The organism is Streptomyces sp. Tu 2975 (assembly GCF_009832925.1).
Classification (GTDB): Bacteria; Actinomycetota; Actinomycetes; order Streptomycetales; family Streptomycetaceae; genus Streptomyces.
Window position 1 is genome coordinate 4291372 of record NZ_CP047140.1, and the last position, 24614, is coordinate 4315985.

The 24614-nt window shown below is 71.0% G+C and carries 19 protein-coding genes and 2 pseudogenes; 5 read left to right on the top strand and 16 right to left on the bottom strand.

Annotated features, from left to right (window positions below; translation table 11 throughout):
- The first annotated feature begins 187 nt into the window (after positions 1 to 187).
- Positions 188 to 808 carry a DUF47 family protein gene (locus GLX30_RS18970; RefSeq protein WP_005315481.1) on the top strand — a complete coding sequence of 207 codons (621 nt, stop codon included), beginning with the start codon at positions 188 to 190 and terminating at the stop codon, positions 806 to 808.
- A 5-nt stretch (positions 809 to 813) separates the two neighbouring features.
- The gene (locus GLX30_RS18975) at positions 814 to 1812 is read left to right on the top strand and encodes an inorganic phosphate transporter (protein WP_159690298.1); all 999 of its coding nucleotides are present in this window, start codon (positions 814 to 816) and stop codon (positions 1810 to 1812) included.
- 418 nt (positions 1813 to 2230) lie between these two features.
- Here the strand turns inward: GLX30_RS18975 and pstB are convergent, their stop codons facing one another.
- From pstB to mshD, 11 genes and pseudogenes are all read right to left on the bottom strand, one after another.
- Positions 2231 to 3007: a phosphate ABC transporter ATP-binding protein PstB gene (gene pstB / locus GLX30_RS18980; RefSeq protein ID WP_159690301.1), complete on the bottom strand. Its 777-nt coding sequence runs from the start codon at positions 3005 to 3007 to the stop codon at positions 2231 to 2233.
- Positions 3008 to 3014: 7 nt separating this feature from the next.
- Positions 3015 to 4088, bottom strand: coding sequence for a phosphate ABC transporter permease PstA (gene pstA, locus GLX30_RS18985; protein WP_159690304.1), 1074 nt, complete (start codon positions 4086 to 4088; stop codon positions 3015 to 3017).
- A complete protein-coding gene (pstC, locus tag GLX30_RS18990) occupies positions 4085 to 5080 on the bottom strand; it encodes a phosphate ABC transporter permease subunit PstC (protein WP_159690306.1) in 996 nt (331 codons plus the stop codon). The genes pstA and pstC overlap by 4 nt, the downstream gene beginning before the upstream one ends.
- A gap of 95 nt (positions 5081 to 5175) precedes the next feature.
- Positions 5176 to 6312 (bottom strand): phosphate ABC transporter substrate-binding protein PstS, encoded by a 1137-nt coding sequence (gene pstS / locus GLX30_RS18995; protein WP_159690308.1) that lies wholly within the window; start codon positions 6310 to 6312, stop codon positions 5176 to 5178.
- A gap of 219 nt (positions 6313 to 6531) precedes the next feature.
- Positions 6532 to 6951: an NUDIX hydrolase gene (locus tag GLX30_RS19000; RefSeq protein ID WP_159695119.1), complete on the bottom strand. Its 420-nt coding sequence runs from the start codon at positions 6949 to 6951 to the stop codon at positions 6532 to 6534.
- A complete protein-coding gene (locus GLX30_RS19005; protein ID WP_208545442.1) occupies positions 6948 to 8285 on the bottom strand; it encodes a CHAD domain-containing protein in 1338 nt (445 codons plus the stop codon). The genes GLX30_RS19000 and GLX30_RS19005 overlap by 4 nt, the downstream gene beginning before the upstream one ends.
- A complete protein-coding gene (locus GLX30_RS19010) occupies positions 8272 to 10503 on the bottom strand; it encodes an RNA degradosome polyphosphate kinase (protein WP_159690310.1) in 2232 nt (743 codons plus the stop codon). The genes GLX30_RS19005 and GLX30_RS19010 overlap by 14 nt, the downstream gene beginning before the upstream one ends.
- A gap of 211 nt (positions 10504 to 10714) precedes the next feature.
- Positions 10715 to 11653, bottom strand: a complete 939-nt coding sequence (locus tag GLX30_RS19015; protein ID WP_159690313.1) for an ABC transporter permease — start codon at positions 11651 to 11653, stop codon at positions 10715 to 10717.
- A complete protein-coding gene (locus GLX30_RS19020; protein ID WP_159690315.1) occupies positions 11650 to 12537 on the bottom strand; it encodes an ABC transporter ATP-binding protein in 888 nt (295 codons plus the stop codon). The genes GLX30_RS19015 and GLX30_RS19020 overlap by 4 nt, the downstream gene beginning before the upstream one ends.
- The gene (locus tag GLX30_RS19025) at positions 12534 to 12926 is read right to left on the bottom strand and encodes a GntR family transcriptional regulator (RefSeq protein ID WP_159690318.1); all 393 of its coding nucleotides are present in this window, start codon (positions 12924 to 12926) and stop codon (positions 12534 to 12536) included. The genes GLX30_RS19020 and GLX30_RS19025 overlap by 4 nt, the downstream gene beginning before the upstream one ends.
- A gap of 122 nt (positions 12927 to 13048) precedes the next feature.
- Positions 13049 to 13971: pseudogene (gene mshD, locus GLX30_RS19030) on the bottom strand (mycothiol synthase).
- A gap of 294 nt (positions 13972 to 14265) precedes the next feature.
- Here mshD and GLX30_RS19035 point away from each other — a divergent pair.
- Positions 14266 to 16086 carry a bifunctional metallophosphatase/5'-nucleotidase gene (locus GLX30_RS19035; RefSeq protein ID WP_159690320.1) on the top strand — a complete coding sequence of 607 codons (1821 nt, stop codon included), beginning with the start codon at positions 14266 to 14268 and terminating at the stop codon, positions 16084 to 16086.
- A gap of 110 nt (positions 16087 to 16196) precedes the next feature.
- Complete coding sequence (locus GLX30_RS19040) at positions 16197 to 17069, top strand: phosphatidylinositol-specific phospholipase C (protein ID WP_159690323.1); 873 nt, start codon at positions 16197 to 16199, stop codon at positions 17067 to 17069.
- A 140-nt stretch (positions 17070 to 17209) separates the two neighbouring features.
- Here the strand turns inward: GLX30_RS19040 and abc-f are convergent.
- The 4 genes and pseudogenes from abc-f to GLX30_RS19060 all read right to left on the bottom strand — a co-directional run bounded on the left by abc-f (position 17210) and on the right by GLX30_RS19060 (position 22121).
- A pseudogene (gene abc-f, locus GLX30_RS19045) lies at positions 17210 to 18807 on the bottom strand (ribosomal protection-like ABC-F family protein).
- Between the two features lie 106 nt (positions 18808 to 18913).
- Complete coding sequence (locus tag GLX30_RS19050; protein ID WP_159690325.1) at positions 18914 to 20314, bottom strand: HAMP domain-containing sensor histidine kinase; 1401 nt, start codon at positions 20312 to 20314, stop codon at positions 18914 to 18916.
- Positions 20311 to 21024, bottom strand: coding sequence for a response regulator transcription factor (locus tag GLX30_RS19055; protein ID WP_159690329.1), 714 nt, complete (start codon positions 21022 to 21024; stop codon positions 20311 to 20313). The genes GLX30_RS19050 and GLX30_RS19055 overlap by 4 nt, the downstream gene beginning before the upstream one ends.
- Positions 21025 to 21044: 20 nt before the next feature.
- On the bottom strand, positions 21045 to 22121 hold the full coding sequence (locus GLX30_RS19060; protein WP_159690332.1) for a trypsin-like peptidase domain-containing protein: 1077 nt from the start codon (positions 22119 to 22121) through the stop codon (positions 21045 to 21047).
- A 201-nt stretch (positions 22122 to 22322) separates the two neighbouring features.
- Here GLX30_RS19060 and GLX30_RS19065 point away from each other — a divergent pair, with 201 nt between their 5' ends.
- Complete coding sequence (locus GLX30_RS19065) at positions 22323 to 23537, top strand: peptidase inhibitor family I36 protein (RefSeq protein WP_244258213.1); 1215 nt, start codon at positions 22323 to 22325, stop codon at positions 23535 to 23537.
- Between the two features lie 48 nt (positions 23538 to 23585).
- On the opposite strand, the gene GLX30_RS19070 is transcribed toward GLX30_RS19065, so the two are convergent.
- Positions 23586 to 24614, bottom strand: coding sequence for a LacI family DNA-binding transcriptional regulator (locus GLX30_RS19070; protein ID WP_159690337.1), 1029 nt, complete (start codon positions 24612 to 24614; stop codon positions 23586 to 23588).

Consider the following 24614-nt stretch of genomic DNA (forward strand, 5'->3'; position numbering starts at 1 on the left):
TCCCGTTGTCCCGAAAGGGAATGTATACCCCTCGTGGGTATATGGTAACGAATCGTGTGGAATCCGGTGGGGGTCCGTGCTGATCGCCTTGTTCTCATGGGCGACACTGGGATACTGCCGGTTAGCCGTGGCCGGATGATGCGCCTAGCATCAGCCTGACCGAATCCAAGCACCCCGAGGACCCCACGTGCGATTTCGTCTGACCCCCAGGGAGACGAGCTTCTACGACATGTTCTCCGCCTCCGCGGACAACATCGTCACCGGCTCGAAGCTCCTGATGGAACTGCTCGGGGCGGAATCCTCCGCCAGGGCCGAGATCGCGGAACGGATGCGGGCCGCCGAGCATGCCGGGGACGACGCCACCCATGCGATCTTCCACCAGCTGAACTCCTCGTTCATCACGCCCTTCGACCGCGAGGACATCTACAACCTCGCTTCGTCCCTCGACGACATCATGGACTTCATGGAGGAGGCCGTCGACCTGGTCGTCCTCTACAACGTCGAAGAGCTGCCCAAGGGCGTCGAGCAGCAGATCGAGGTCCTGGCACGGGCGGCGGAGCTGACGGCCGAGGCCATGCCGCACCTGCGGACGATGGACAACCTCACCGAGTACTGGATCGAGGTCAACCGGCTGGAGAACCAGGCGGACCAGATCCACCGCAAGCTGCTCGCCCACCTCTTCAACGGCAAGTACGACGCCATCGAGGTCCTCAAGCTCAAGCAGATCGTCGACGTGCTCGAAGAGGCCGCGGACGCGTTCGAGCACGTGGCGAACACGGTGGAGACCATCGCGGTCAAGGAGTCCTGAACCACGTGGACACCTTTGCCCTGGTCGTGACCATCGGGGTCGCGCTCTTCTTCACGTACACCAACGGCTTCCACGACTCCGCGAACGCGATCGCGACATCGGTCTCCACGAGGGCGTTGACGCCGCGCGTGGCACTGGCGATGGCCGCGGTGATGAACCTCGCGGGCGCCTTCCTCGGACAGGGCGTCGCCAAGACCGTCAGCGAAGGACTCATCGAGACGCCCGTCGGCTCGCGCGGCATGGGCATCCTGTTCGCGGCACTGGTCGGCGCGATCGTCTGGAACCTGATCACCTGGTACTTCGGCCTGCCCTCCTCCTCGTCGCACGCGCTGTTCGGCGGCATGGTCGGAGCGGCGCTCGCCGGCGGGACCGAGGTGATCTGGACCGGGGTGCTCGAGAAGGTCGTCATCCCGATGTTCATCTCGCCGATCGTCGGTATGGCCGTCGGTTACCTCGTGATGGTCGGCATCATGTGGATGTTCCGCAAGGCCAACCCGCACAAGGCCAAGCGCGGCTTCCGGATCGCGCAGACCGTGTCCGCGGCGGGTATGGCGCTCGGCCACGGCCTCCAGGACGCGCAGAAGACGATGGGCATCGTCGTGATGGCCCTCGTCATCGCCGATGTCGAGAACCAGGGCGACCCGATCCCCGCCTGGGTCAAGATCGCCTGTGCGCTGATGCTGTCACTGGGTACGTACGCCGGTGGCTGGCGGATCATGCGGACGCTCGGCCGCAAGATCATCGAGCTGGACCCGCCGCAGGGCTTCGCGGCGGAGACCACGGGTGCGTCGATCATGTTCGGCTCGGCGTTCCTGTTCCACGCGCCGATCTCGACGACGCATGTGATCACCTCGGCGATCATGGGCGTCGGCGCGACGAAGCGGGTGAACGCGGTGCGGTGGGGTGTCGCGAAGAACATCATCCTCGGGTGGTTCATCACGATGCCGGCGGCGGCGATGGTGGCGGCGGCCAGCTACGGCGTGGTGTACCTGATCTTCGGCTGAGCCCGCGTGGGGGCGGGCGTGAGCCTGTTCCCCTCCCCGCCCCTTCCTGGAACCGGGGCTCCGCCCCGGACCCCGCGCCTTCCCGAACCGGGCACCGCCCCGGGCGCTTCGCGCGGTGTTTCGGGGGCTCCACCCCCGGACCCCCGCGCCTCGAACGCTGAGGTGCCGCGCAGCGGCATGTGCAGCCCGTCCGGTGTCCCGGTCCCGTACCCACGCCCGGTCCGGACCCGTCCGCGGCCTCACGCGCCCCGGCCCGGTCGCCGCCGCGGAGAGGTGGACCGGGGCGGGGCAGCGGCGCGGTGGTGGTGGAGGACGTGGTGGGGCCCGCCCCCTGGGAGAGGGGCGGGCCCCTTCGTCCTGGGGTGGCACCGCCATGCAGCACCCCAGACGTCTGCTCCCCGGCGTTCCGGGGCCTCTGTCAGCCGAAGCGACCGGAGATGTAGTCCTCGGTCGCCTGGACGGACGGGTTCGCGAAGATCCGCTCGGTGTCGTCGATCTCGATCAGCTTGCCGGGCTGGCCGACCGCCGAGAGGTTGAAGAACGCCGTGCGGTCGGAGACGCGCGCCGCCTGCTGCATGTTGTGCGTCACGATGACGATCGTGAAGCGCTCCTTCAGTTCGCCGATCAGGTCCTCGATCGCGAGGGTCGAGATCGGGTCGAGCGCCGAGCACGGCTCGTCCATCAGCAGTACGTCCGGCTCGACCGCGATCGCGCGCGCGATGCACAGGCGCTGCTGCTGGCCGCCGGACAGGCCGGAGCCGGGCTTGTTGAGCCGGTCCTTGACCTCGTTCCAGAGGTTGGCTCCCCGTAGGGAGCGCTCGACGATCTCCGCCAGCTGGTTCTTCTTGTAGGTGCCGTTCAGCCGCAGGCCCGCCGCGACGTTGTCGAAGATCGACATCGTGGGGAAGGGGTTGGGCCGCTGGAAGACCATGCCGACCGTGCGGCGCACGGCGACCGGGTCGACGTCCTTGGCGTACAGGTTCTCGTCGTCCAGCAGCACCTTGCCCTCGACGCGGCCACCGGGGGTGACCTCGTGCATACGGTTCAGGGTGCGCAGGAAGGTGGACTTTCCGCAGCCGGACGGGCCGATGAAGGCGGTCACCGAGCGGGGCTCCACGGTCATGGAGATGTCGTCGATCGCCTTGTGGGAGCCGTAGTAGGCGGTCAGACCCGATACGTCGATTCGCTTGGCCATGGTGGTTCTACTTTCCGGTCTTCGGGGCCTTCCAGCGGGCGATGCCGCGGGCCACCAGGTTGAGGATCATGACGAAGGCGATCAGAACCAGGGCGGCGCCCCAGGCGCGCGCGAACGAGGCGTCGGTGCCGACGGAGTACTGCTCGTACACGTACAGCGGCAGGGAGGACTGGGCGCCTTCGAAGGGGTTCGGGTTGATCAGCTTCGTGCCGAAAACGAGGAGCAGTACCGGAGCGGTCTCACCGGTGACACGCGCGACGGCGAGCATCACGCCGGTGGTGATGCCACCGATCGCGGTGGGCAGGACCACCTTCAGGATGGTCCGCCACTTCGGTACGCCCAGGGCGAGTGAGGCTTCGCGCAGCTCGTTCGGGACCAGCTTCAGCATTTCCTCGGTGGAGCGGACGACCACCGGCATCATCAGGATGGCGAGCGCGAGACCGCCGGCGAAGCCGGAGGGGCCGAAGCCGAGCATCAGGTTCCAGGTGGCGAGGACGAACAGGCCCGCGACGATGGAGGGGATGCCGGTCATGACGTCGACGAAGAAGGTGACGGCCTTGGCCAGCTTCCCGCGCCCGTACTCGACGAGGTAGATGGCGGTGAGCAGGCCGATCGGGGCGGCGATGACCGCGGCGATGAGAACCTGCTCGATCGTGCCGAGCAGTGCGTGGTAGATGCCGCCGCCGGGCTCGGCGTCGAGGACGCCGTTCATGGAGTGGCCGAGGAAGTAGCCGTCGACCACCTCCATGCCCTTGGTGATCGTGACCCAGGCCAGCGAGAACAGCGGCACGACGGCGAGTACGAAGCACACCCAGACGAGGCTGGTGGCGACGCGGTCCTTGGCCTGGCGGGAGTTCTCCACCTTCGTGGTGATCACGTAGGTGGCGAGGACGAAGACGAGGGCGGCGATCATGCCCCACTGGACGCGGCTCTGCCAGCCGGCCGCCAGGCCGATGCCGCAGCCTGCGGCGATGGAGCCCGCCGCGATGGCTGCCGGGGCCCAGCGCGGGAGGCGGGCGTGGGAGAGCGGACCGCTGCGTACGGTGGCAACCGGACGCTTGTCCTGGACGAGCTGGCTCATGCGTTGGCCCCCGAGTACTCCTTGCGGCGGGCGATGATCGCGCGGGCCGCTCCGTTGACCAGCAGGGTGATCACGAACAGGACGAGGCCGGAGGCGATCAGGGCGTCGCGGCCGAATTCGTCCGCCTCGTTGAACTTCGCGGCGATGTTCTGGGCGAAGGTGCCGCCGCCCGGGTCGAGCAGGTGCCCGGAGATGATGAAGCTCGGCGACAGGACGACGGCGACGGCCATCGTCTCGCCGAGGGCACGGCCGAGGCCCAGCATGGAGGCGCTGATGATGCCGGAGCGGCCGAAGGGCAGCACCGACATCCGGATGACCTCCCAGCGGGTGGCGCCGAGCGCCAGGGCGGCCTCTTCGTGCATCTTCGGCACCTGGAGGAAGACCTCGCGGGTGACGTTGGTGATGATCGGCAGGATCATGATCGCGAGCAGGATGCCCACGGTGAACAGGTTGCGGGCGACGCCTTCGCCGGTCTTCTCGAAGATGTACGTCCAGCCGAGGTACTCGTTGAGCCAACTGTTCAGGCCGTCGAGGTAGGGGACCAGGAAGATGGCGCCCCAGAGGCCGTAGATGATGCTGGGAACGGCTGCGAGCAGGTCGACGACGTACGCGAGCGGCGTGGCGATCTTCCGCGGCGCGTAGTGCGAGATGAACAGTGCGATGCCGATGGCGACCGGCACGGCGATGACCATCGCGATGACCGAGCTGACGACGGTGCCGAAGGCGAGTACGGCGATGCCGAAGACCGGCGGGTCACCGGCCGGGTTCCACTCGGACGTGGTCAGGAAGTTGGCGTCGTCCTTCGAGATGGCGATGCCCGCGCGGTACGCGAGGAATCCCGCGATCGCGGCCATGATGACCAGGAGCGAAATGCCTGCTCCCCGGGACAGGCCCAGGAATATGCGGTCGCCGGGTCGGGGCTTGCCGCGGGTGGTGCCCGTTTGCTGCGGGGCACGGGGCGGTGGGGCTGATGCGGTGGTTGCTGTATCCATCGGGGTCTCCGGTCTGCGGAGCCGGCAGGCTCCAGGCGGCGGTGCACCGGATGCCGGGGCCGGTCCGTCTCAGGCGGACCGGCCCCGGCCGGACATCAGGACAGGGTGGGGACGATCTCGCGGACCTTGGCCGCGATCTCGGCGGGCAGCGGCGCGTAGCCGGCATCCGTGAGGACCTTCTGGCCCTCGTCGCTCGCGGTGTAGTTGAGGAACGCCTTCAGGGTCGGCAGGGTCTCCGCCTTGTTGCCCTTGTCGCAGGCGATCTCGTACGTCACGAGGATGATCGGGTAGGCGCCCTCGGCCTTGGTCTTGTAGTCGAGGGACAGGGCCAGGTCCTTGCCGGTGCCCTTGACCTTGGCGGCGGCGATGGCCTTGGAGGCGTTCTCGCTCGTCGCCTCGACCGGGGCGGCGGCACCGGTGTCCAGCTTGACGGTGGAGATCGACTGCGAGGTCGCGTACGACAGCTCGAAGTAGCCGATCGAGCCCTGCGTCTGCTTCACCTGGGCGGCGACACCCGAGGAACCGTTGGCGGCCTGGCCGCCGGGGGCCAGCCACGACTTCGACTTGGGGTCGTGCTTCCAGTCGGCCGGGGCGGCCTCGCTGAGGTACTTGTGCAGGTTCTGCGTGGTGCCCGACTCGTCGGAGCGGTGGAAGGCCTGGATGGAGGAGCTCGGCAGCTTCGCGTCGGGGTTGAGCTTCGCGATGGCCGGGTCGTTCCACTTGGTGATCTTCGAGTCGAAGATCTTCGCGATGGTCGCGGAGTCGAGGACGAGGTCGTCCACGCCCTCCAGGTTGTAGCCGATCGCGACGGGGCCGCCGACCATCGGGAGGTTGATCCCCTGGCCGCCCTTGCAGATCTTCTTCGACTCCTCGACCTCTTCCGGCTTCAGCGCGGAGTCGGAGCCGGCGAAGGCGACCTGGCCCTGGGTGAACTTGGTGATACCGCCACCGGAGCCGATGGGCTGGTAGTTGACCTCGACGCCGGAACAGGCGGCCTGGAAGTTCTTCACCCACAGGTCCATGGCGTTCTTCTGCGCGCTCGAGCCGGCCGCGAGGATCTGGCCCTTGGCCTCGTCGCACTTGATGTTCGACGCGGCGTTGGTCTTGTCGCCGCCGTCGGAGCCGGTGGCCGTGTTGTCGTCCGAGCCACACGCCGTGAGGACCAGGGCGCCGGAGATCGCGAGGGCGCCGAGCGCGGTGGCGCGAAGCCCGTTCTTGCGCTGAAGCTTCACTTTCTGGTGTTCCTTCCAGTTGCCGCCGTCCGTGGCGGCGTGCGTCGGGGTGGGGGACCGGCACCGTGCCGGTCACCGTCTGAGGCCGAAATTAGGCAGATGAGATGAAGCGGCCGACTGGCGAGAGTGAACGCAAGGTGAACCGTGCCCGGCGACCCGGTGCCCGTTCGAATGTCCACTCGTTCGCGGTTCCGATGCATACGGGGCGCCCCCGGGTGGTCACGTTGTGTGAAGCGCTTCGAGGAGTGCGTCGACCAGTTCGCGGTCGCGGGGCTGGGTGAGCCGGGTCCGCGCCGCGGAGGGCGGCAGCCACACGATGGCGTCGACCTCGTCGCCGGCGGCGAAGGAACCGCTGGTCGCCTCGGCGGCCCAGTAGAAGACCTGCTTGGACCGGCCGCCCGTGAGGTATCGGACGGTGGGGAGTCGGGCGCCGGGGACGCAGCGGTGGCCGGTCTCCTCCAGCACCTCGCGCAGGGCGGCGGCGAGGGTGTCCTCGCCGGGCTTGAGCTTGCCCTTCGGGTGCGACCAGTCGTCGTACTTGGGGCGGTGCACCAGGCAGATCTCGATGCCGCCGTCCCGGCGCGGGGCGCGGCGCCAGAGCACGCACCCCGCGGCGAGCACGGTGGCCCCGCCGTTCATGGCGCCGTGACCGCCGTAGTGGCGTGCCGCCATTCCTGCTGGAAGGCGAACCTGGCCGCCTCGACCTCGTGCCGCTGGTCGGCGTGGAGCACGCCGAGGGCGTACGCGGTGGCCGGGGCGATGCGCGGGGTGCGGGCGGCCGTGGCCGCTGCGGCTGCCGCTTCCGCCGCGTCGCGGTGCCGGTCGAGCAGGATGCCCGCGTGACACAGGACGGGGTCGGTGCCGGGGTGCAGCACCTCCTGCGCGTAGCGGTGCAGCCGCAGCAGTCTGCGGACGTCGTGCCAGGGGGCGTCCTGCGCCTCACCGGCGGGAGCCGCGGCGAGGCCGCTGAACAGCGCCTCCGCGTTGTACGGGTGGGCCGCCCTGCGCAGCGGCAGTTCGGCGACCGCCGCCAGCAGCCGTCGCTCGGCGGCCTCCGCGCGCAGCGCCAGGGTCTCGGCTGCCGGACCGGCGGCCGCGGGGCCGAGAGGGAGCTCGGAGGCCAGTAGAGCGACGGCGTCGGCGACCGCGTGGAAGCGGGAGGAGCCGAGTGCCTGGAGTGCGCCGGAGTGGGCGCGGGTCCGCGCGAGGGTGAGTTGCCGCTCCAGCAGCGCCGCGGCGCGGGCGGCCCCTACGGCGAGCGCGCCGTTGCCGGAGGGGGAGCCGGCCGTACGTCCGGCGCGGTCCGCCGCCGCTGTGGTCACCGTGGCGCGGACGCCGCGGGAGGCCGGACGTTCGCCGGCCGCAGGCGTCCCGTGGTCCGTGCCGGCGCTGTCCGCGAGCGCGGCCGGTGCCGTGTCAGCCGTGCCGGCGGCGAGGGCGCCCGGTGCCCCGTCACGCACGGCGTGGCCGTCCGCGTCGCCGGAGTCGGCGGGGCCCGTCGGGAGGTGCGCAGCAGCCGGGGCTTCGGCCGGGGGGTGGGGACCGGACTCGCCCCCGAGCGAACCGTTGTGCGCCGTGGAGCCGTACAGCGGCAGGCTCTCGCCGCGGGCCGGCGGCAACGGGGCCGTGCCCGAAAGGCGGGACAGGGCGTCCAGCAAGCGGGACAGGCGTGAGGTGCACGCGTGCTCCTGGGCCAGGGTCGTGGACAGCCACGCCAACTCCGTGCGCAGGCCGTCCGCCCAGGGCGGGTCGAGCAGCGGGCGGAACGTGTGGAGCGTCCCGCTGATGCGGCGGGACGCGGCCCGCAGCGAGCGGGCCGCGTCCGCGACCGCCGCCGTCTCCGCGCCGCTCTCGCCGTGCCGGCGCAGACTGCGCAGGAAGTCGCCGGCCTGGGCATGGAGGTAGTGGGCCACCGCCTCGCCCGCCGTGCCCGCGAGGACGGTGTTCCGCCGGGAAGGTTCAGGGCTGTGCACGCCGGCGCCTCCGGGCGTCTATGAGCATCTCCTGTACGTGCCGCAGCGGCTGGCCTTCGGAGTCCGTCGCATGCCGGGTCCACGCGCCGTCCGGGCCGAGGTGCCAGGAGGCCGTGGTGTCGGACATGCCGGTCTCGAAGAGCCTGGTGAGGGCCGCGCGGTGGGCCGGTTCGGTGACCCGTACCAGCGCCTCGATCCGGCGATCGAGGTTCCTGTGCATCATGTCGGCGCTGCCGAACCACACTTCGGGCTCGCCGCCGTTGCCGAAGGCGAAGACCCGGGAGTGCTCCAGGAAGCGGCCGAGGATCGAGCGGACCCGGATGTTCTCCGAGAGCCCGGTCACGCCGGGGCGTATCGCGCAGATGCCGCGCACCCAGATGTCCACCGGCACGCCCGCCATCGCCGCCCGGTAGCAGGCGTCGATGATGGCTTCGTCCACCATCGAGTTGACCTTGATGCGGACGTAGGCGGGCCGCCCCGCTCGCTGGTGCACGATCTCCTTGTTGATCCGGGAGATCAGGCCGTCGCGCAGCGACTTCGGTGCGACCAGCAGCCTGCGGTACGTCTCGCGGCGCGAGTAGCCGGACAGCCGGTTGAACAGGTCGGAGAGGTCCGCGCCGACCTGCGGGTCGGCGGTCAGCAGCCCCAGGTCCTCGTAGAGCCGGGCGGTCTTCGGGTGGTAGTTGCCGGTGCCGACGTGCGAGTAGCGCCGCAGCGTCTCGCCCTCCTGCCGGACCACGAGCGACAGCTTGCAGTGGGTCTTCAGCCCGACGAGCCCGTAGACGACGTGGCAGCCCGACTCCTCGAGCTTGCGCGCCCACTTGATGTTGGCCTGCTCGTCGAAGCGGGCCTTGATCTCGACGAGGACCAGGACCTGCTTGCCGGACTCCGCGGCGTCGATCAGTGCGTCCACTATCGGGGAGTCGCCGGACGTGCGGTACAGCGTCTGCTTGATCGCGAGGACGTCCGGGTCGCCCGCGGCCTGCTCCAGGAACGCCTGGACGGACGTCGAGAAGGAGTCGTACGGGTGGTGCAGGAGCACGTCCCGTTCGCGCAGCGCCATGAAGATGTCGGGCGCGGACGCCGACTCGACCTCCGCGAGGTCCCGGTGGGTGCCCGCGACGAACTTGGGGAACTTCAGTTCCGGCCGGTCAAGCGCCGAGATGCCGAAGAGTCCGGTGAGGTCCAGCGGCCCGGGCAGCGGGTACACCTCGGCGTCGGACACCTTCAGCTCGCGCACCAGCAGGTCGAGCACGTACGGGTCGATCGACTCCTCGACCTCGAGGCGCACCGGCGGGCCGAAGCGGCGCCGCATGAGTTCCTTCTCCAGCGCCTGGAGGAGGTTCTCCGCGTCGTCCTCCTCGACCTCCAGGTCCTCGTTCCGGGTGACCCGGAACATGTGGTGGGCGAGGACCTCCATCCCCGGGAACAGCTCTTCGAGGTGCGCCGCGATGACGTCCTCCAGAGGCACGTACCGCTGGGGCGAGGCCTCGAGGAAGCGGGACAGCAGCGGCGGGACCTTGACCCGGGCGAAGTGGCGGTGCCCGCTGACGGGGTTGCGCACCACGACGGCGAGGTTGAGGGAGAGGCCGGAGATGTACGGGAAGGGGTGCGCGGGGTCCACGGCCAGCGGGGTCAGGACCGGGAAGATCTGCTGCCGGAAGAGCGTGAAGAGGCGTGCCTGCTCCTTCTCCGTCAGGTCGGGCCAGCGGATCAGGTGGATGCCCTCGTCGGCCAGGGCGGGGGCGACGTCCTGCTGGTAGCAGGCGGCGTGCCGGGCCATGAGTTCACGCGAGCGGGTCCAGATCAGGTCGAGGACCTCGCGCGGCTGGAGACCGGAGGCCGAACGCGTGGCGACGCCCGTCGCGATCCGGCGCTTCAGGCCGGCGACGCGGACCATGAAGAACTCGTCCAGGTTGGACGCGAAGATCGCGAGGAAATTGGCGCGTTCGAGCAGCGGTGTGGCCGGGTCCTCCGCGAGCTCGAGTACCCGCTCGTTGAACGCGAGCCAGCTGCGCTCGCGGTCGAGGAACCGCCCCTGGGGCAGCTCCGTGCCGAGCGTCGACTCCGGGTCCTCCTGGTACGAGTCGAGGTCGGCGTCGAGGTCGGGCTCGAGATCGGAGACCGTGGCGGCGACGGTGTGCGGCCGGTGCGCGGCTATGGAAGCGACGGACGGCTGGGGGTGCTGGACCGGGACCTCGGCGGGCTGCTGGCTCATGGGCCCATTGTTCCGCGCGAGAGGCGTCGACGGCGCGTCGGAGAGGGCCGGGGCGAGACGTTTTCTCGCGTGGGGGGAGGCGGGCACAGCGGGCTGCATTGGGTGAGGGTCGCAAGGGCGTCTGAATGGCCGGTAACAAGGACATGACGTGAGAGGAAGCGCAGTACGGCCCCCGGGGGTCGCCCCCGGGGGCCGTGGCCTCGCGGGCGGATCAGGCGTGGCGGCGGCGGAAGACCCGGAAGGCCGCGTACGCCACGGCCGCGGCGACGGCGAGGACGATGCCGGTCTCGACGAGCTGGAGCGGCCAGAGGTGCGCGTCGGGATGGTACTCCTGCCATCTGCCGACGACGTCGTGCTCGGTGAAGCACGCGGGCCGCGGCGTGACGCACACGCTGTCGGGGAGCCGTTCCCCGGACGCGGTGAGCAGGCCGCTGTCCACGACGAGATCGCCGGCCGAGAACCGGACCGAGTCCGGGTCGCGCCCTGTGGCGACGTCGGGCGCCCACAGCCGTGTCCACAGCGCGGACATGAGGATCATGACGGTCCCGGTCACAAGGCCCGCGACGGACATCGCGACCAGGGTGCGGCGCACCAGCAGGCCGGCGAGGACGCCGACGGCGACGGCGAGGAGGCCGTAGGCGAGCAGGGTCGGCCCGAGGACGAGGAACACCTGCCGCTCGTGCCAGCCGAGCCGGTGGTCCCAGGCGACCGGGCCCGACAGGATCCGGAAGAGAACGGTCAGGCCCACGGTGGTGACGGCGACGGCCACCGCGGGCACCGCGACCTTCGCGGCCAGCCAGCGGACGGGTGGCACCGACTGCGACCAGGCCAGCTTGTAGGTGCCGCTTTCCAGCTCCCGGCCGATCACCGGTCCCGCCACGACGGCGGCGACGAGCAGCGGCAGCAGCAGGGCGGCGTTCGTCAGGAAGTCGGCGACGGCGGCGAGCCCGCCCTGGTAGGCGAAGCGTGTGAAGAGGCCGCCGCCGGTGTCGTCGTACGAGCTCGTCCCGTACGCGATCCGCAGTCCGGCCGTGACCGCTGCCGCGACGGCCAGCAGTACGGCCGCGGTGGTCAGGATGCGGCGGTGCTGGTGGACGACGACCCAGGTGATGCCCCGCAGCCGGGGGCGGGACGTGGTGAGCGCGCTCATGCGACCGACACCTCCGCGCTCGGGGTGAGCAGCGCCGGGGCGCCGGGGCTGCGCAGATGCGCCATGAGCAGTTCCTCCAGGGACGGCTGTGCGGCCTGCCAGCCGCCGCCGACCGCGCTGGACCCCCGTACCAGCGCGGTCAGCTGACGGCCCGTCGTGCGTGATTCGACGACGGTGTGGTCGGGCAGGTCGGCGACCGGCCCGGTGAGCAGGGTGTGGGCGGCGATCAGGTCCTCCGTCTCGCCGGCGAGGCGTACCCGGCCGCCGTCGACGAGGAGCACGTAGTCGCAGGTGGTCTCCAGCTCGGACAGGATGTGCGAGGAGATCACGATGGTGGTGCCGTGGTCGGCGGCCTCCGTCATCAGCGCGGCCATGAGCCGGTGCCGTGCCAGGGGGTCGAGGTCGGCCATCGGCTCGTCCAGCAGCATCAGTTCGGGGCGCTTGCCGAGCGCGAGGGCGAGGGCGACGCGGGTGCGCTGGCCGCCGGAGAGGCTGCGGATCCGGGCGCGGGGATCGAGACCGCCGCCCTCCTCGACGATCCGTTCCGCGACGGTCGCGTCCCACCGGCCGGGGTTGAGCTCCTGGCCCATCCGCAGCGTCTCGCCGACCGTCAACTGCGGGTAGAGCGGCTTGTCCTGGGCGACGTACGCACGTCGTGCGCGTACGTCGGCGGGTGTGCCGCCGAGGACGCGCAGCGCCCCGTCGGTCGGCCGGAGCAGACCGGCCGCGAGGGCGAGCAGTGTGGACTTGCCGGCGCCGTTGGGGCCGGCGAGAGCGCAGACGCGGCCGGTCGGTATCCGGAACGAGCAGTCGTGCAGGGCCCGGTGGCCCCGCTTCCCGTAGGCCAGGCCGAGGCCCGTCGCCTCGATCGCGGTCGCCGTCATGCGCCGTCCCCCTTGTGGTGTGTGCGCTCCTCCAGCACGGAGGTGAACAGCGCGGTGATGTCGTCCTGCTCGAGCCCGGCGTCGCGCGCCCGGTCGACCCAGTCGGCGAGTTCGGCCCGCAGCGGGGTGTCGGCGGCATGGCCGCCGAGAGTGCGGGTGATGAACGTGCCGAGCCCCCGGCGGGCCTCGACGAGCCCTTCGCGCTCCAGCTCGCGGTACGCCTTGAGCACGGTGTTCGGGTTGATCGCGGTGGCCTCGACGACCTCGCGGGCCGTCGGCAGCCGGTCGCCGGGCTCCAGCAGCCCGAGCCGCAGGGCCTGTCTGGTCTGCTGGACGATCTGGAGGTACGTGGCGACCCCGCTGCGCCGGTCGATCCGGAACTCGACCATGTCGCTGCATCACCCTTTCACTAGTTGAGTAGTGAAAGGGTGATGCAAGAAGGGGGCGGTGTCAACGGACACCGCCCCCTCGTCCGCTCGCATGCTGCCCGGAGGCCGCTGTGAGCTGCCCGTCAGGACTCGGTGCGGTACATCAGGTCGACCTCGTGCGTGGCGAAGCCGAGCTGCTCGTACACGCGCAGCGCCCCGGGGTTGTCCGCGTCGACGTAGAGCATCGCGGTCGGCATGCCCTGCGCGGCGAGGTGGCGCAGGCCGGTGGCGGTCAGGGCCTTGCCGAGGCCGCCGCCCTGGGCGTCGGGGCGGATGCCGACCACGTACACCTCGCCGAGCTGCTCCTCGGCGTGGATCTTCGTCCAGTGGAAGCCGATGATCTCGCCGTCCCGCTCGGCCAGGAAGAAGCCCTTCGGGTCGAACCACGGCTCGGCCTTGCGGTCGTCGAGGTCCCGTCGGGTCAGTGAACCCTGCTCGGGTGGTGGGCGAAGGCGGCGGCGTTCACGGCGAGCCACGCGGCGTCGTCCTCGCCGGGCCGGAAGGTCCGCACGGTGACCCCTGCCGGGTAGGCCGGCTCGGGGATGTCCCGCAGGTCCAAGGGGAGCCGGAGCTGCCGCAGTTCGCGGAAGAGGGTGAGGCCGAGCACCTGGGCCAGATGCCGGGCCGCCGACTTCCCGCCGTGCGCCCACATGCGCAGCCGCCGGCCGGAGGCGTCCAGAAGTGTGGTGCCCAGCGCCCGCCCGTGCCCGCGGCCCCGGTGGCCGGGGTGGACGACGAGTTCGGCCGCCGGGGCCTCGACCGGGTCGGTGTCCTCCAGCTGGGCGTAGCCGATGAGCTGGTCGCCGACGGTGAGCAGGAAGTGGCGTACGCCTTCCCGCCGCCCGCCGCGCAGCTGCAGCCGGCCCTGCTCGGAGACGGCCTGCATCCCGTCGTTCCGCGCAGCCTCTGCGAGTACGCCCAGCACGGCCTCCGCCTGCTCGGAGGTGAGCTCGTCGAGGGACTGGATCTGCCGGCCGGGCTCCGGAATCACTGCGTCGATCGTCATGCTTCGAGGGTACGGCGGAGGGGGCCCCGGGCAGCGGCGCGAAGGGCCGGGGGTTCGAAGTGGCCGCCGCTTGTGCGGTGATACGTCCGTCATGTGGGTGATGGTGCGGTAATTGCCCGTTGACGAAAGACGGCAACCAGGTCGTAACCCACATCCCCCTGTCGCGCTACGCGCGTTGACTCTAGGCTGCCGCTCGTGGGGGCTGTCCGGCGGATCATGGCCGGGCCCGCTATCCGGCCCTGACCCACCGGACAGCTCCCGCCCTCACACCACGCTGGACTGACAAGGGGACAGATGTCAGCGACACCTCCCAACCATCGCGCGGCCAAGCGGAACCGCCGCGTGCTCGCGGCCGCCGCCGGTCTCGCGACCGTCGGCGCGCTCATCGCCGCCATGCCGGCCGGCGCCGCCTCCGGCGAGCGCACCGCGCACCGGCCGCACCACGGCCGCACCGTCGATGTGCAGCTGCTCTCCTTCAACGACCTGCACGGCAACCTGGAGCCGCCGGCCGGCTCCGCCGGCAACGTCTCAGAGATCCAGCACGACGGCACCGTCAAGTCCGTCCCGGCCGGCGGCGTCGAGTACCTGGCGACGTCGCTGCGCACCGCGCGCCAGGGCAACCCGTACTCCGTCACCGCCGCTGCCGGTGACCTGGTGGGCGCGAGCCCGCTGCTGTCCGGTCTCTTCCACGACGAGCCGACGGTCGAGGCGCTCAACAAGCTCGACCTCGACGTGACGGGCGTGGGCAACCACGAGTTCGACGAGGGCGCGGTCGAGCTGGCCCGCCTCCAGAACGGCGGCTGCCACCCGACGGACGGTTGCTACGAGGACGGCAAGGAGTTCGAGGGCGCGGACTTCCCCTACCTGGCGGCCAACGTCACCAAGGAGTCCACGGGCAGGCCGATCCTCAAGCCGTACACGGTCTGGGAGAAGAAGGGCGTCAAGATCGGCTTCATCGGCGTGACGCTGGAAGGCACGCCGGACATCGTCAGCGCCAACGGCATCAAGGGCCTGGCGTTCCACGACGAGGTCGAGACGATCAACAAGTACGCCCGTGAGCTCGACCGCAAGGGCGTGAAGTCGATCGTCGCGCTCATCCACGAGGGCGGCTCGCCGGCGTCGACGTCGTACAACTACGACTGCGACTCGCCGGGTGCGGGCGACGGCATCTCCGGCCCGATCGCGGACATCGCCAAGAACATCACGCCCCGGGTCGACGCGCTGGTCACCGGCCACACCCACCAGGCGTACGTGTGCACGATCCCGGACCCGTCCGGCAAGCCGCGCATGGTCACGTCGGCGTCCTCGTACGGCAAGCTCTACACGGACACGACGCTCACCTACGACCGCCGCACCAAGGACATCGTGCGGACGTCCGTGAAGTCGGCGAACCACGTGGTCAGCCGTGACCAGGCCAAGGCCCAGGACATGACCGACCTGATCACGCGCTGGAACAAGCTGGCCGCGCCGATCGCGAGCCGCCCGCAGGGATTCATCTCCGCGGACATCAACGGCCGTGGCGCCACCACCCCGGAGAAGCCGCTCGGCGACCTGATCGCGGACGCGCAGCTCGCGGGCCTCGCCCCGGCGGACAAGGGCGGCGCCCAGCTTGCCCTGATGAACCCGGGCGGTATCCGCTCGGACCTCGTGTACAAGGCGTCGGGCAGCGAGGGCGACGGTGTGGTGACGTACGGCGAGGCCTTCACGGTCCAGCCGTTCACCAACATGATGAACGTCGTCGACCTGACGGGCGCCCAGCTGATCACCACGCTCCAGCAGCAGGTCAGCGGTCCGAACGAAGCCTCCCCGAAGATTCTCCAGGTCTCGCAGGGCTTCACGTACACCCTGGACCTGACGAAGACCGGTGCCGACCGGATCGTCGTGGACTCGGTGCAACTGAACGGCGAGGCGATCGTCCCGTCGAAGACCTACCGCGTCGCGATGAACGAGTTCCTCGCGGGCGGCGGTGACGGCTTCTCCGTCCTGAAGGAGCACACCAACAAGCTGGTGGGCGCCTCAGACCTGGACGTCTTCAACGCCTACCTGGCGGCGAACTCCTCGGCCTCCGCGCCGATCGCGCCGCCGAAGGCCGACCGGATCACGGTCGTGCAGTAGCACTGCCCGGCGGTGGGGGGCGGCGGGCGCGAAGCCTGCCGCCCCTTCGTCGTTACCGGACGGTACGGGAGTCTGGTGACTCTGACGTGGACGCGTCATACTCCCTCGCCATGGACCGACGGAGATTCCTCGCAGGCGCTGCCGCACTGTCCGCAGCCGCCCTCATCGGCGCCCCCCACGCCACCGCCGCGCCCCGCCGCACCCTGTCCGCACAGGACTGGATGGCCGGCACGGCCGACTCCACCCCGCTGCAGAGGCTCACGATCCCGGGCACCCACGACTCCGGTGCGCGCTTCGGCGGGCCGTGGAGCGAATGCCAGAACACCACCATCGCCGAGCAACTCGACAGCGGTATCCGCTTCCTCGACGTACGGTGCCGGGTCACCGACGGCTCGTTCGCCATCCACCACGGCCCGTCCTACCAGAACATGATGTTCGGTGATGTCCTCGTCGCCTGCCGCGACTTCCTCGCCGCACACCCGTCGGAGACGGTGCTGATGCGGGTCAAGCAGGAGTACTCCGAGGACAGCGACACCACCTTCCGCGCGATCTTCGACGACTACCTCGACCGCCGCGGCTGGCGCCCGCTCTTCCGGATCGGTGACGGCATCCCGGTGCTCGGTGAGGCGCGGGGGCGCGTGGTGCTTCTCGGCGACAACGGCGGTCTGCCCGGCGTGCGGTACGGGGACGGCACGTGGTTCGACATCCAGGACGACTGGAACGCCCTGCCCGACCCCAAGTACAGGCAGATCGAGGCGCACGTCCGCAAGGCGGTGCAGCAGCCGGGCAAGCTGTTCGTCAACTACGTCAGCACGTCCGCCTATCTGCCGCCCCGCTGGAACTCCGACAACCTCAACCCGCGCGTCCACCGCTTCATCGACGGCGCGGAGGCGAGCGCCTGGCGGGGCCTCGGCATCGTTCCGCTCGACTTCCCGAACACCCGGGCGGGGCTGGTGGATTCGCTCATCCGCCACAACGGTTGAGGCGCCGGCGACCGGCGGCGCGCATCTCGCGGGCCGTGGCCACCAACGGGCGCGGTCTGCGGCACGGGCCGGGCGGCGGGTCCGGTACGGCTGCCGAGACCGCGGGCACCCGGCCGTGACGGGCCGCGAGGCCCCGCGGGTCATCGGCAGGGGGTGAGCGCCAGCTCCGGCCCGTCGAACGCCGCCCGTGCCCGCCGGTCGTGGGTGGCCAGCACCAGCGTCCCCGCGTACTGCGCCAGCGCTGCCTCGATCTCTTCCACCAGTACGGGCGAGAGGTGGTTGGTGGGCTCGTCGAGCAGCAGCAGATCGACGGGACCGGCGAGAAGCCGGGCCAGTTCCAGCCTGCGCCGCTGACCCACCGAGAGCGTGCGGACCGGCTTGGACAGGTCCGCGGACCGGAACAGCCCCGTCGCGAGCAGGGCTTCGGCCCGCTCCTCGCCGTACGCCTCCAGGACAGTGCGGCCGTCCGACACGTGCCCGGTGGTCTGGCGCAGCAGGCCCACCCGCTCAGGGCGCTCGACCGTGCCCGCCGCCGGGACCAGTTCGCCGGCCAGGACCTTCAGGAGCGTGGACTTGCCGGCGCCGTTCGGACCGGTGACCAGCAGCCGTCCGCCCGGTTGGATGTGCAGCGCGTCCAGGGAGAGCCGCCCCGGCACGCGCACATCCGCCAGGTCGACACCGCGGGTCGCCCCGCCCTCTGTCCGGGCCGTGAACCGCAGCGGCTGCGGAGGCGGCGGGACCGGGTTCTCCGTCAGGCGCCGCAGCCGCTCCCGGGCGTCCCGGACGCGGCTCGCCGCGCCGTGCGTCCGTGAGCGGGCGCGGAACGCGCCGGCGCCGCTGAAGCCGCGCGGCATCTTGCGCGGAACGGCGGACAGGGCACCGATGTTGGCGTCGGCCAGTCTCGACCGCCGGGCCATCTCGTCGCGCCACTCCTCGTACTCCCGTGCCCAGCGTGCGCGGGCGGCGGCCTTGGCGGTGAGGTAGCCCGCGTAACCGTCGCCGTAGCGGTGCACGGTCTTCCGGTCGTCGTCCACCTCGAGCACGGTGGCGGTCACCCGGTCGAGGAACGCGCGGTCGTGGGTGACGACGACGACCGTCCCGCGGTGGCCGCGCAGCCGCTCCTCGAGCCAGGCGACGGCCGTGTCGTCGAGGTCGTTGGTCGGCTCGTCGAGCAGCAGCAGCTCGGGGAGGAGGCGAGGGTCGCGGCGAGCGCGAGCCGCGAGCGCTGACCGCCGGAGAGCGTGCCGAGCGGCCGGTCCAGGGCCGGTGCCGTCCGCTCGCCGAGCCGGTGCAGGGCGATCGCGACCCGGCGGTCGGCGTCGTGCCCGCCGCGCGCCTCGAACTCGGCGACCAGTCGTGCGTACCGCTCGTGGCCCGCCTCACCGGCGGTCGCCAGCCCGGATGCCGCGACGCGGATCCGCCGCTGGAGGGACCGGAGATCGGCGAGGGCCAGGTCGATCGCGTCGCCGACGTGGCAGGTGTCCGGCAGATCGAGGGTCTGGGCGAGGTGACCGATGCCGCCGGGGGCGGTGACGGCCACGCTGCCGTTGTCGGGCTGCTCCGCTCCGGCGAGCAGCCGCAGCAGTGTGGACTTCCCTGAGCCGTTCTCGCCCACGACACCGGCCTTTTCGCCGGGGCGCAGGGTGAAGGACACACGGTCGAGGACGACGTGGTCGTCGTAGCGCTTGGTGACGTCGGTGACGACGAACTGGGCGGTGGTGGCGCTGGCTGGGAACAAGGGCGCTGCCTTCGGTGGACGACAAATTCTGAGACGAGACGGTTCGTCTCGATAGAGAGTAGAGCTTGTGTCCTTCACTGGCAAGACGTTCCGTCTCGCGGGTGGCTCAGGGGGTGGGCGGAGGCGGACCCGCCGCCCCCGGCAGCCGGATCACCGCGCGGGTGCCGCCGCCGGCGGCCGGTTCCAAAGCGACGCCGCCGCCCGCCTGCCGGACCGTGCGCGCCACGATCGACAGCCCCAGCCCCGAGCCGGGCAGCGCCCGCGCGGACGGGGAGCGCCAGAACCGTTCGAAGACGTGCGGCAGTTCCTCCGGCGGGATGCCGGGACCGTGGTCGCGGACCGTCAGCTCACCACCGTCCAGTCCCACCTCGACCTCGGCGCCCGGCGGCGAGAACTTCACGGCATTGTCCAGGACGTTGACCAGCGCCCGCTCCAGCGCGGCCTGGTCCGCCCGTACGTACCAGGGCTCCAGCCGGGCCGTGAACGTCAGCTCCGGGCCGCGCAACCGCGCGCGGTCGAGGGCCGCCTGGGTGATCTCGTGGAGGGCCACCACCTGCACCTTGCCGCTCGCGCCCACGTCCGGCCTGGACAGCTCCTGGAGGTCGCCGATGAGCGCGGCCAGTTCGGTCATCTGCGCCTTGACCGAGGCGAGCAGCGCCATGCGGTCGTCGGGCGGGATGGCGCGGCCGGTCTCCTCGCTCCTGGCGAGCAGTTCGATGTTGGTGCGCAGCGACGTCAGCGGGGTGCGCAGCTCATGGCCGGCGTCCGCGATCAGCTGCTGCTGGAGGTCCCGCGAGGACGCCAGCGCCGCCGTCATCGCGTTGAACGACCGGGACAGCCGGGCGATCTCGTCGTCCCCCTCGACCGGGATGCGCACGCTCAGATCCTCGGTGCGGGCCACGTGCTCGACCGCGCCGGTCAGTTCGTCCACCGGCCGCAGCCCGGTCCTGGCGACCCAGGCGCCGGCCGCGCCGGCGCCGAGGACACCGGCGCCGGCGACCAGGGCCAGCACCAGCGTCAGATTGCCGAGGGTGTCGTCGACCTCGCTGAGGGGACGGGCGACGATCACCGCGCCCGCGTACCCCTCGATGGGATAGGTGAAGACGCGGTACTCGGAGCCGTCGGACGCCGTGGCGTTGTGGAAGGAGGAGTCGGACCGGCCGCCGGCGACGTCGATGTCGGCGTCCGTGACCTCGACCGACTCGTCTCCGAGGACCACACAGCTGTTCCCCTGGCGGTCCAGCAGCTGGATCGTCGACTTGAAGAGGTCGGTGTCGGGACCGGCGGGGGCCGCCTTGCGGCACTGGCCCGCGGGGTCGACGAAGGCGAGCACCTGGCGCGGCGCCATCCGGTTGGTGCTGAGCGCGTTGTCGAGCGAGTCGACCAGCGCGCTGCGCACCACCAGCCAGCACACGCTGGCCGCCGCGGCGACGGCCACCGCCACCGCCGTCGCCACCAGCAGCGCCAGACGGGAGCGCAGCGGGAGCGCGCGGAACCTGTTCGTCATTCGGGACCGCCGGTGCGCAGCGCGTACCCCACGCCGCGCACCGTGTGGACCAGGCGCGGCTCGCCGGCCGCCTCCGTCTTGCGCCGCAGGTACATGACGTACACGTCCAGGGAGTTGGAGCTCGGCTCGAAGTCGAAGCCCCACACGGACTTGAGGATCTGCTCACGGGTGAGCACCTGGCGCGGATGCGCCAGGAACAGCTCCAGCAGCGTGAACTCGGTACGGGTCAGCTCGACCCGGCGGGTACCGCGGGTGACCTCCCGGGTCGCGAGGTCCATCCGAAGGTCGGCGAAGGACAGCACGTCCTCCTCCGCGCCCCCCGGGCCGGCCGTGGCGTACGAGCTGCGCCGCAGCAGCGCACGGATACGGGCGAAGAGCTCGTCCAGCTCGAACGGCTTGACCAGGTAGTCGTCCGCGCCGGCGTCGAGGCCGGTGACCCGGTCGCCGACGGTGTCGCGGGCCGTGAGCATCAGGATGGGCACGGTCGATCCGGCCGCCCGCAGCCGGCGGGCCGCTGTCAGACCGTCCATCCGCGGCATCTGGATGTCGAGGACGATCAGGTCGGGTGCGTACGCCTCCGCGCGGGCGAGGGCGTCGATGCCGTCGGCGGCGACCTCGGTGCCGTACCCCTCGAACGCGAGCGAGCGCTGGAGCGCCTCACGCACGGCGGGCTCGTCGTCGACGATCAGGATGCGCTCACCTTCAGTCATGGACCAAGCCTCGCACGCGATCAGTTGCCGTCACCGGAGCGGAGGGCGTCCAGGTCGGCCTTGACGGTGTCGATCGGGATGGCGAAGCCGAGCCCGACGCTGCCCGCTGTGGACCCGGTGGCGGAACTGGGCGAATACATGGCCGAGTTGATGCCGATGATCTCGCCGTTCATGTTGATCAGGGCGCCGCCGGAGTTGCCGGGGTTGAGGGAGGCATCGGTCTGGATCGCCTTGTAGGTGGTCGTCGAGTCGCCGGTGTCGCCGTTGAACTGCTGCCCGCCGAACTCGAAGGGCCAACCCTGCCGCGGGTCCTGCTGCTGCGGCTGCTCCTCGTCCTTGGCCACGGTCACGTCCCTGTCGAGCGCGGAGACGATGCCGCTCGTCACCGTGCCGGTCAGGCCCTCGGGCGAGCCGATCGCGACGACCTCGTCGCCGACCTTGACCTTGCTCGAGTCACCGAGCGAGGCGGCCTTCAGACCTGACGCGCCCTGGAGCTTGATGAGGGCGAGGTCCTTGCCGGGGTCGGTGCCGAGGACGTCCGCCTCGTACGTCCTGCCGTTGCTGAGCTGCACCTTGATCGTCGAAGCGCCCGAGATGACGTGGTTGTTGGTGACGATCTCGCCGTCCTCGGTGATGATGACGCCGGAGCCGGTGGACTGCCCGGTGTTCGAGTCGGCGCTGATCTCCACGATGCTCGGAGAGACCGCCTGTGCGACGCCGGCGACCGTTCCCTTGCTGCTCTGCGAGACATTCGTGCCGGTCACCGCACCGGAGCCGCCGCTACCGGTGTCCTTGGTGAGCTCTCCGACGAGGACGGAGGCCCCACCGCCGAAGGCCGCGGCGACGACGGCGACTGCGGCGAGCAGCGCGACGGGACGCTTCGCCCGGGCCCGCCGCGCCGGCACGGGCGCGTACCCGGCCGCCTGCGCGGGGGCGGGTGCGGATGCGTGCGGTCCGGGGATGTGCCCGGCCGTGGCGTCGCCGGGGAGGTAGGGCGGGACCGGCGGGTATCCGCCGCCCGCTCCCTGCAGGAAGGGAGCGCCGTACGGCTGCTGGTGGTGGGCATCGTCGCCGCTTCGGCGGTAGTGGTCGCTCATGGCACCGACTGTCGTCGGCCCGGATGAGAGCCGTCTGAGACGGCGCTGAGAAGCCCGACAGAACCGTGTATGCCCGATATAAGGCTGCTGGCGGAGCGGCACCGTGGAAAGGCGTCCGGGACCGGGCAACCGTGGCCGGGCCTCAAGGGTCTACACCGTGCACCCCACGCCCGACAGCGGGCGCGAGGAAAGGGAACCGAAGTGCACAAAGGCATCAGACGAGTCCTCGCCACGGTGACGGGGCTCGTGACGGGCGGCCTGTTGACGGCCGTGCTGCCCGCTCAGTCCGCACAGGCCGCCGACGGTGCGTACCGCTGCCCGAGCGGCTACTTCTGCGGCTTCACCGGCACGTCCGGTGACGGAGAGATGTTCAAGACCGACAAGAGCATGGCGACGCTCGGCACCTGGGACAACAGGATCCGCTCCGTCGTGAACCGCGCGTCGAGCTACGCCTGTGCCTACAGCGAGCCCGGCTACTCGCTCTCGGCGCCGGACGCCGACTTCCTGCAGGAGGAGCCGAACGCCTCCGCCGGGGAGTACGGCTTCACGCCGTTCATGGACCGCAGGATCAGCTCCATCAAATTCGTCAGGACGGAGCGGGAATGCCACATGCCCGCCTACCCGCAGTGGGTCACGTCGCCCACCGCCACGCCGGCCGGCTTCGGCGACCTCGACCACGATCTGTTCCCGGACATCCTCGCCCGGGACACGGCCGGACGGCTGTGGCGACTGCCCGGTGACCACTCCGGCCGCCTCGTCGGCAGCGGCTGGAACAGCATGAACGCCATGACCCGTCACGGCGACCTCACCGGCGACAAGAACGAGGACCTGCTCGCCCGGGACAAGGCGGGGCAGCTGTGGCTGTACCCGGGCACGGGTCACGGCGGCTTCGCCACCCGCAGGCCGGTCGGCGGCGGCTGGCAGGTCATGCGCCAGATCGCGGCCACGGGCGATCTGACCGGCGACGGCCGGGGCGACCTGCTGGCCCGGGACACGGCGGGCAGGCTGTGGATGTATCCGGGCAACGGCCGTGCCTTCGGCTCGCGCAAGCTCGTCGGTGGCGGCTGGCAGGTCATGAACGCCCTCACCGGGCCGGGCGACCTGACCGGTGACGCGCGGCCCGATCTCCTGGCCCGCGACACGGCCGGGAAGCTCTGGCTCTACCCGGGCAACGGCCGCGGCGCGTTCGGTACCCGCAAGCTGGTCGGCGGCGGCTGGCAGATCATGGACACCTTCATCAGCGTCGGCTCGTACAACGGCGGCACGCTCAACGACGTCCTGACGATCACCAACGAGGGATACATGGGTGGCAGCCCCGGCTGGCTGCTCGGCTACCGGGGCACCGGCGGCAGCACGACCTTCCGGGCCGCCGAGTCGGTCAACGGCAACTGGTACGGCCTCAACGGCGCCTGGTGAAGCGGTGCCCGGACCGGGGAAGTGTCCCCGGTCCGGAGCCGGTCGCCGCTACGGTTCGCCGCACCCGCAGGAGCGGCGGATCACCAGGCCCGACGGGAACTGCTTGACCCGTTCGCGTCGCGAGCCCGCCAGCCTCAGACCGTCGTCGAGGACCAGGTCGATCGCCGCGCGGGCCATCGCCGGGCGGTCGGAGGAGATCGTCGTGAGGGGCGGGTCCGTCAGGGCCGCCTCCTTGACGTCGTCGAAGCCGGCCACCGCGAGCTCGGCCGGCACGTCGATCCGCAGTTCACGGGCGGCCCGCAGGACGCCGAAGGCCTGGTCGTCGGTCGAGCAGAAGATCGCCGGCGGGCGGTCGGGCCCGGCGAGCAGCTTCAGCGCGACCTGGTAGGCGTCGTAGCGGTTGTACGGGGCCTGGAAGAGCCGTCCCTCCGTCGAGCGGCCGGACTCCTGCATCGCCCGGCGCCAGCCCTCGACGTGGTCGGCGACCGGGTCGCCGACCGACGGGGTCGACTCGACGCCGCCGAGACAGGCGACGTACTCGTGCCCGTGCTCGAGCAGGTGCCGGGTCGCGAGCTGCGCGCCGCCGATGTCGTCCGTGACGACGGCGACGTCGTCGATCGCCTCGGGCCGCTCGTGGAGCAGGACGACGCGGGCGTCCCACGCCTCGATCTCGGCGGCCGCGCGCTCGCTCATGCCCTGGCTGACCAGGATCAGGCCGGAGACCCGCATACCGAGGAAGGCCCGCAGATAGTGGACCTCACGCTCGTCGCGGTAGTCGGAATTGCCGACGAGCACCATTTTTCCGCGTTCGGCGGCGGCCTGTTCGACCGCGTGGGCCATCTCCGCGAAGAAGGGCTGCCGGGCGTCCGGCACGATCATGCCTATGAGGTCGGTGCGCCGGGACGCCATCGCCTGCGCCACCCGGTCGGGCCGGTACCCCAGCTCCTTGATCGCTGCGAGTACCCGCTCGCGCGTGGCCGGGGCGACCGGCCGGGGTCCGTTGTTGATGACATAGCTGACGACCGCGGTCGAAGTCCCCGCCAGTCGTGCCACATCGTCCCGCGTCACCTTGGCCAC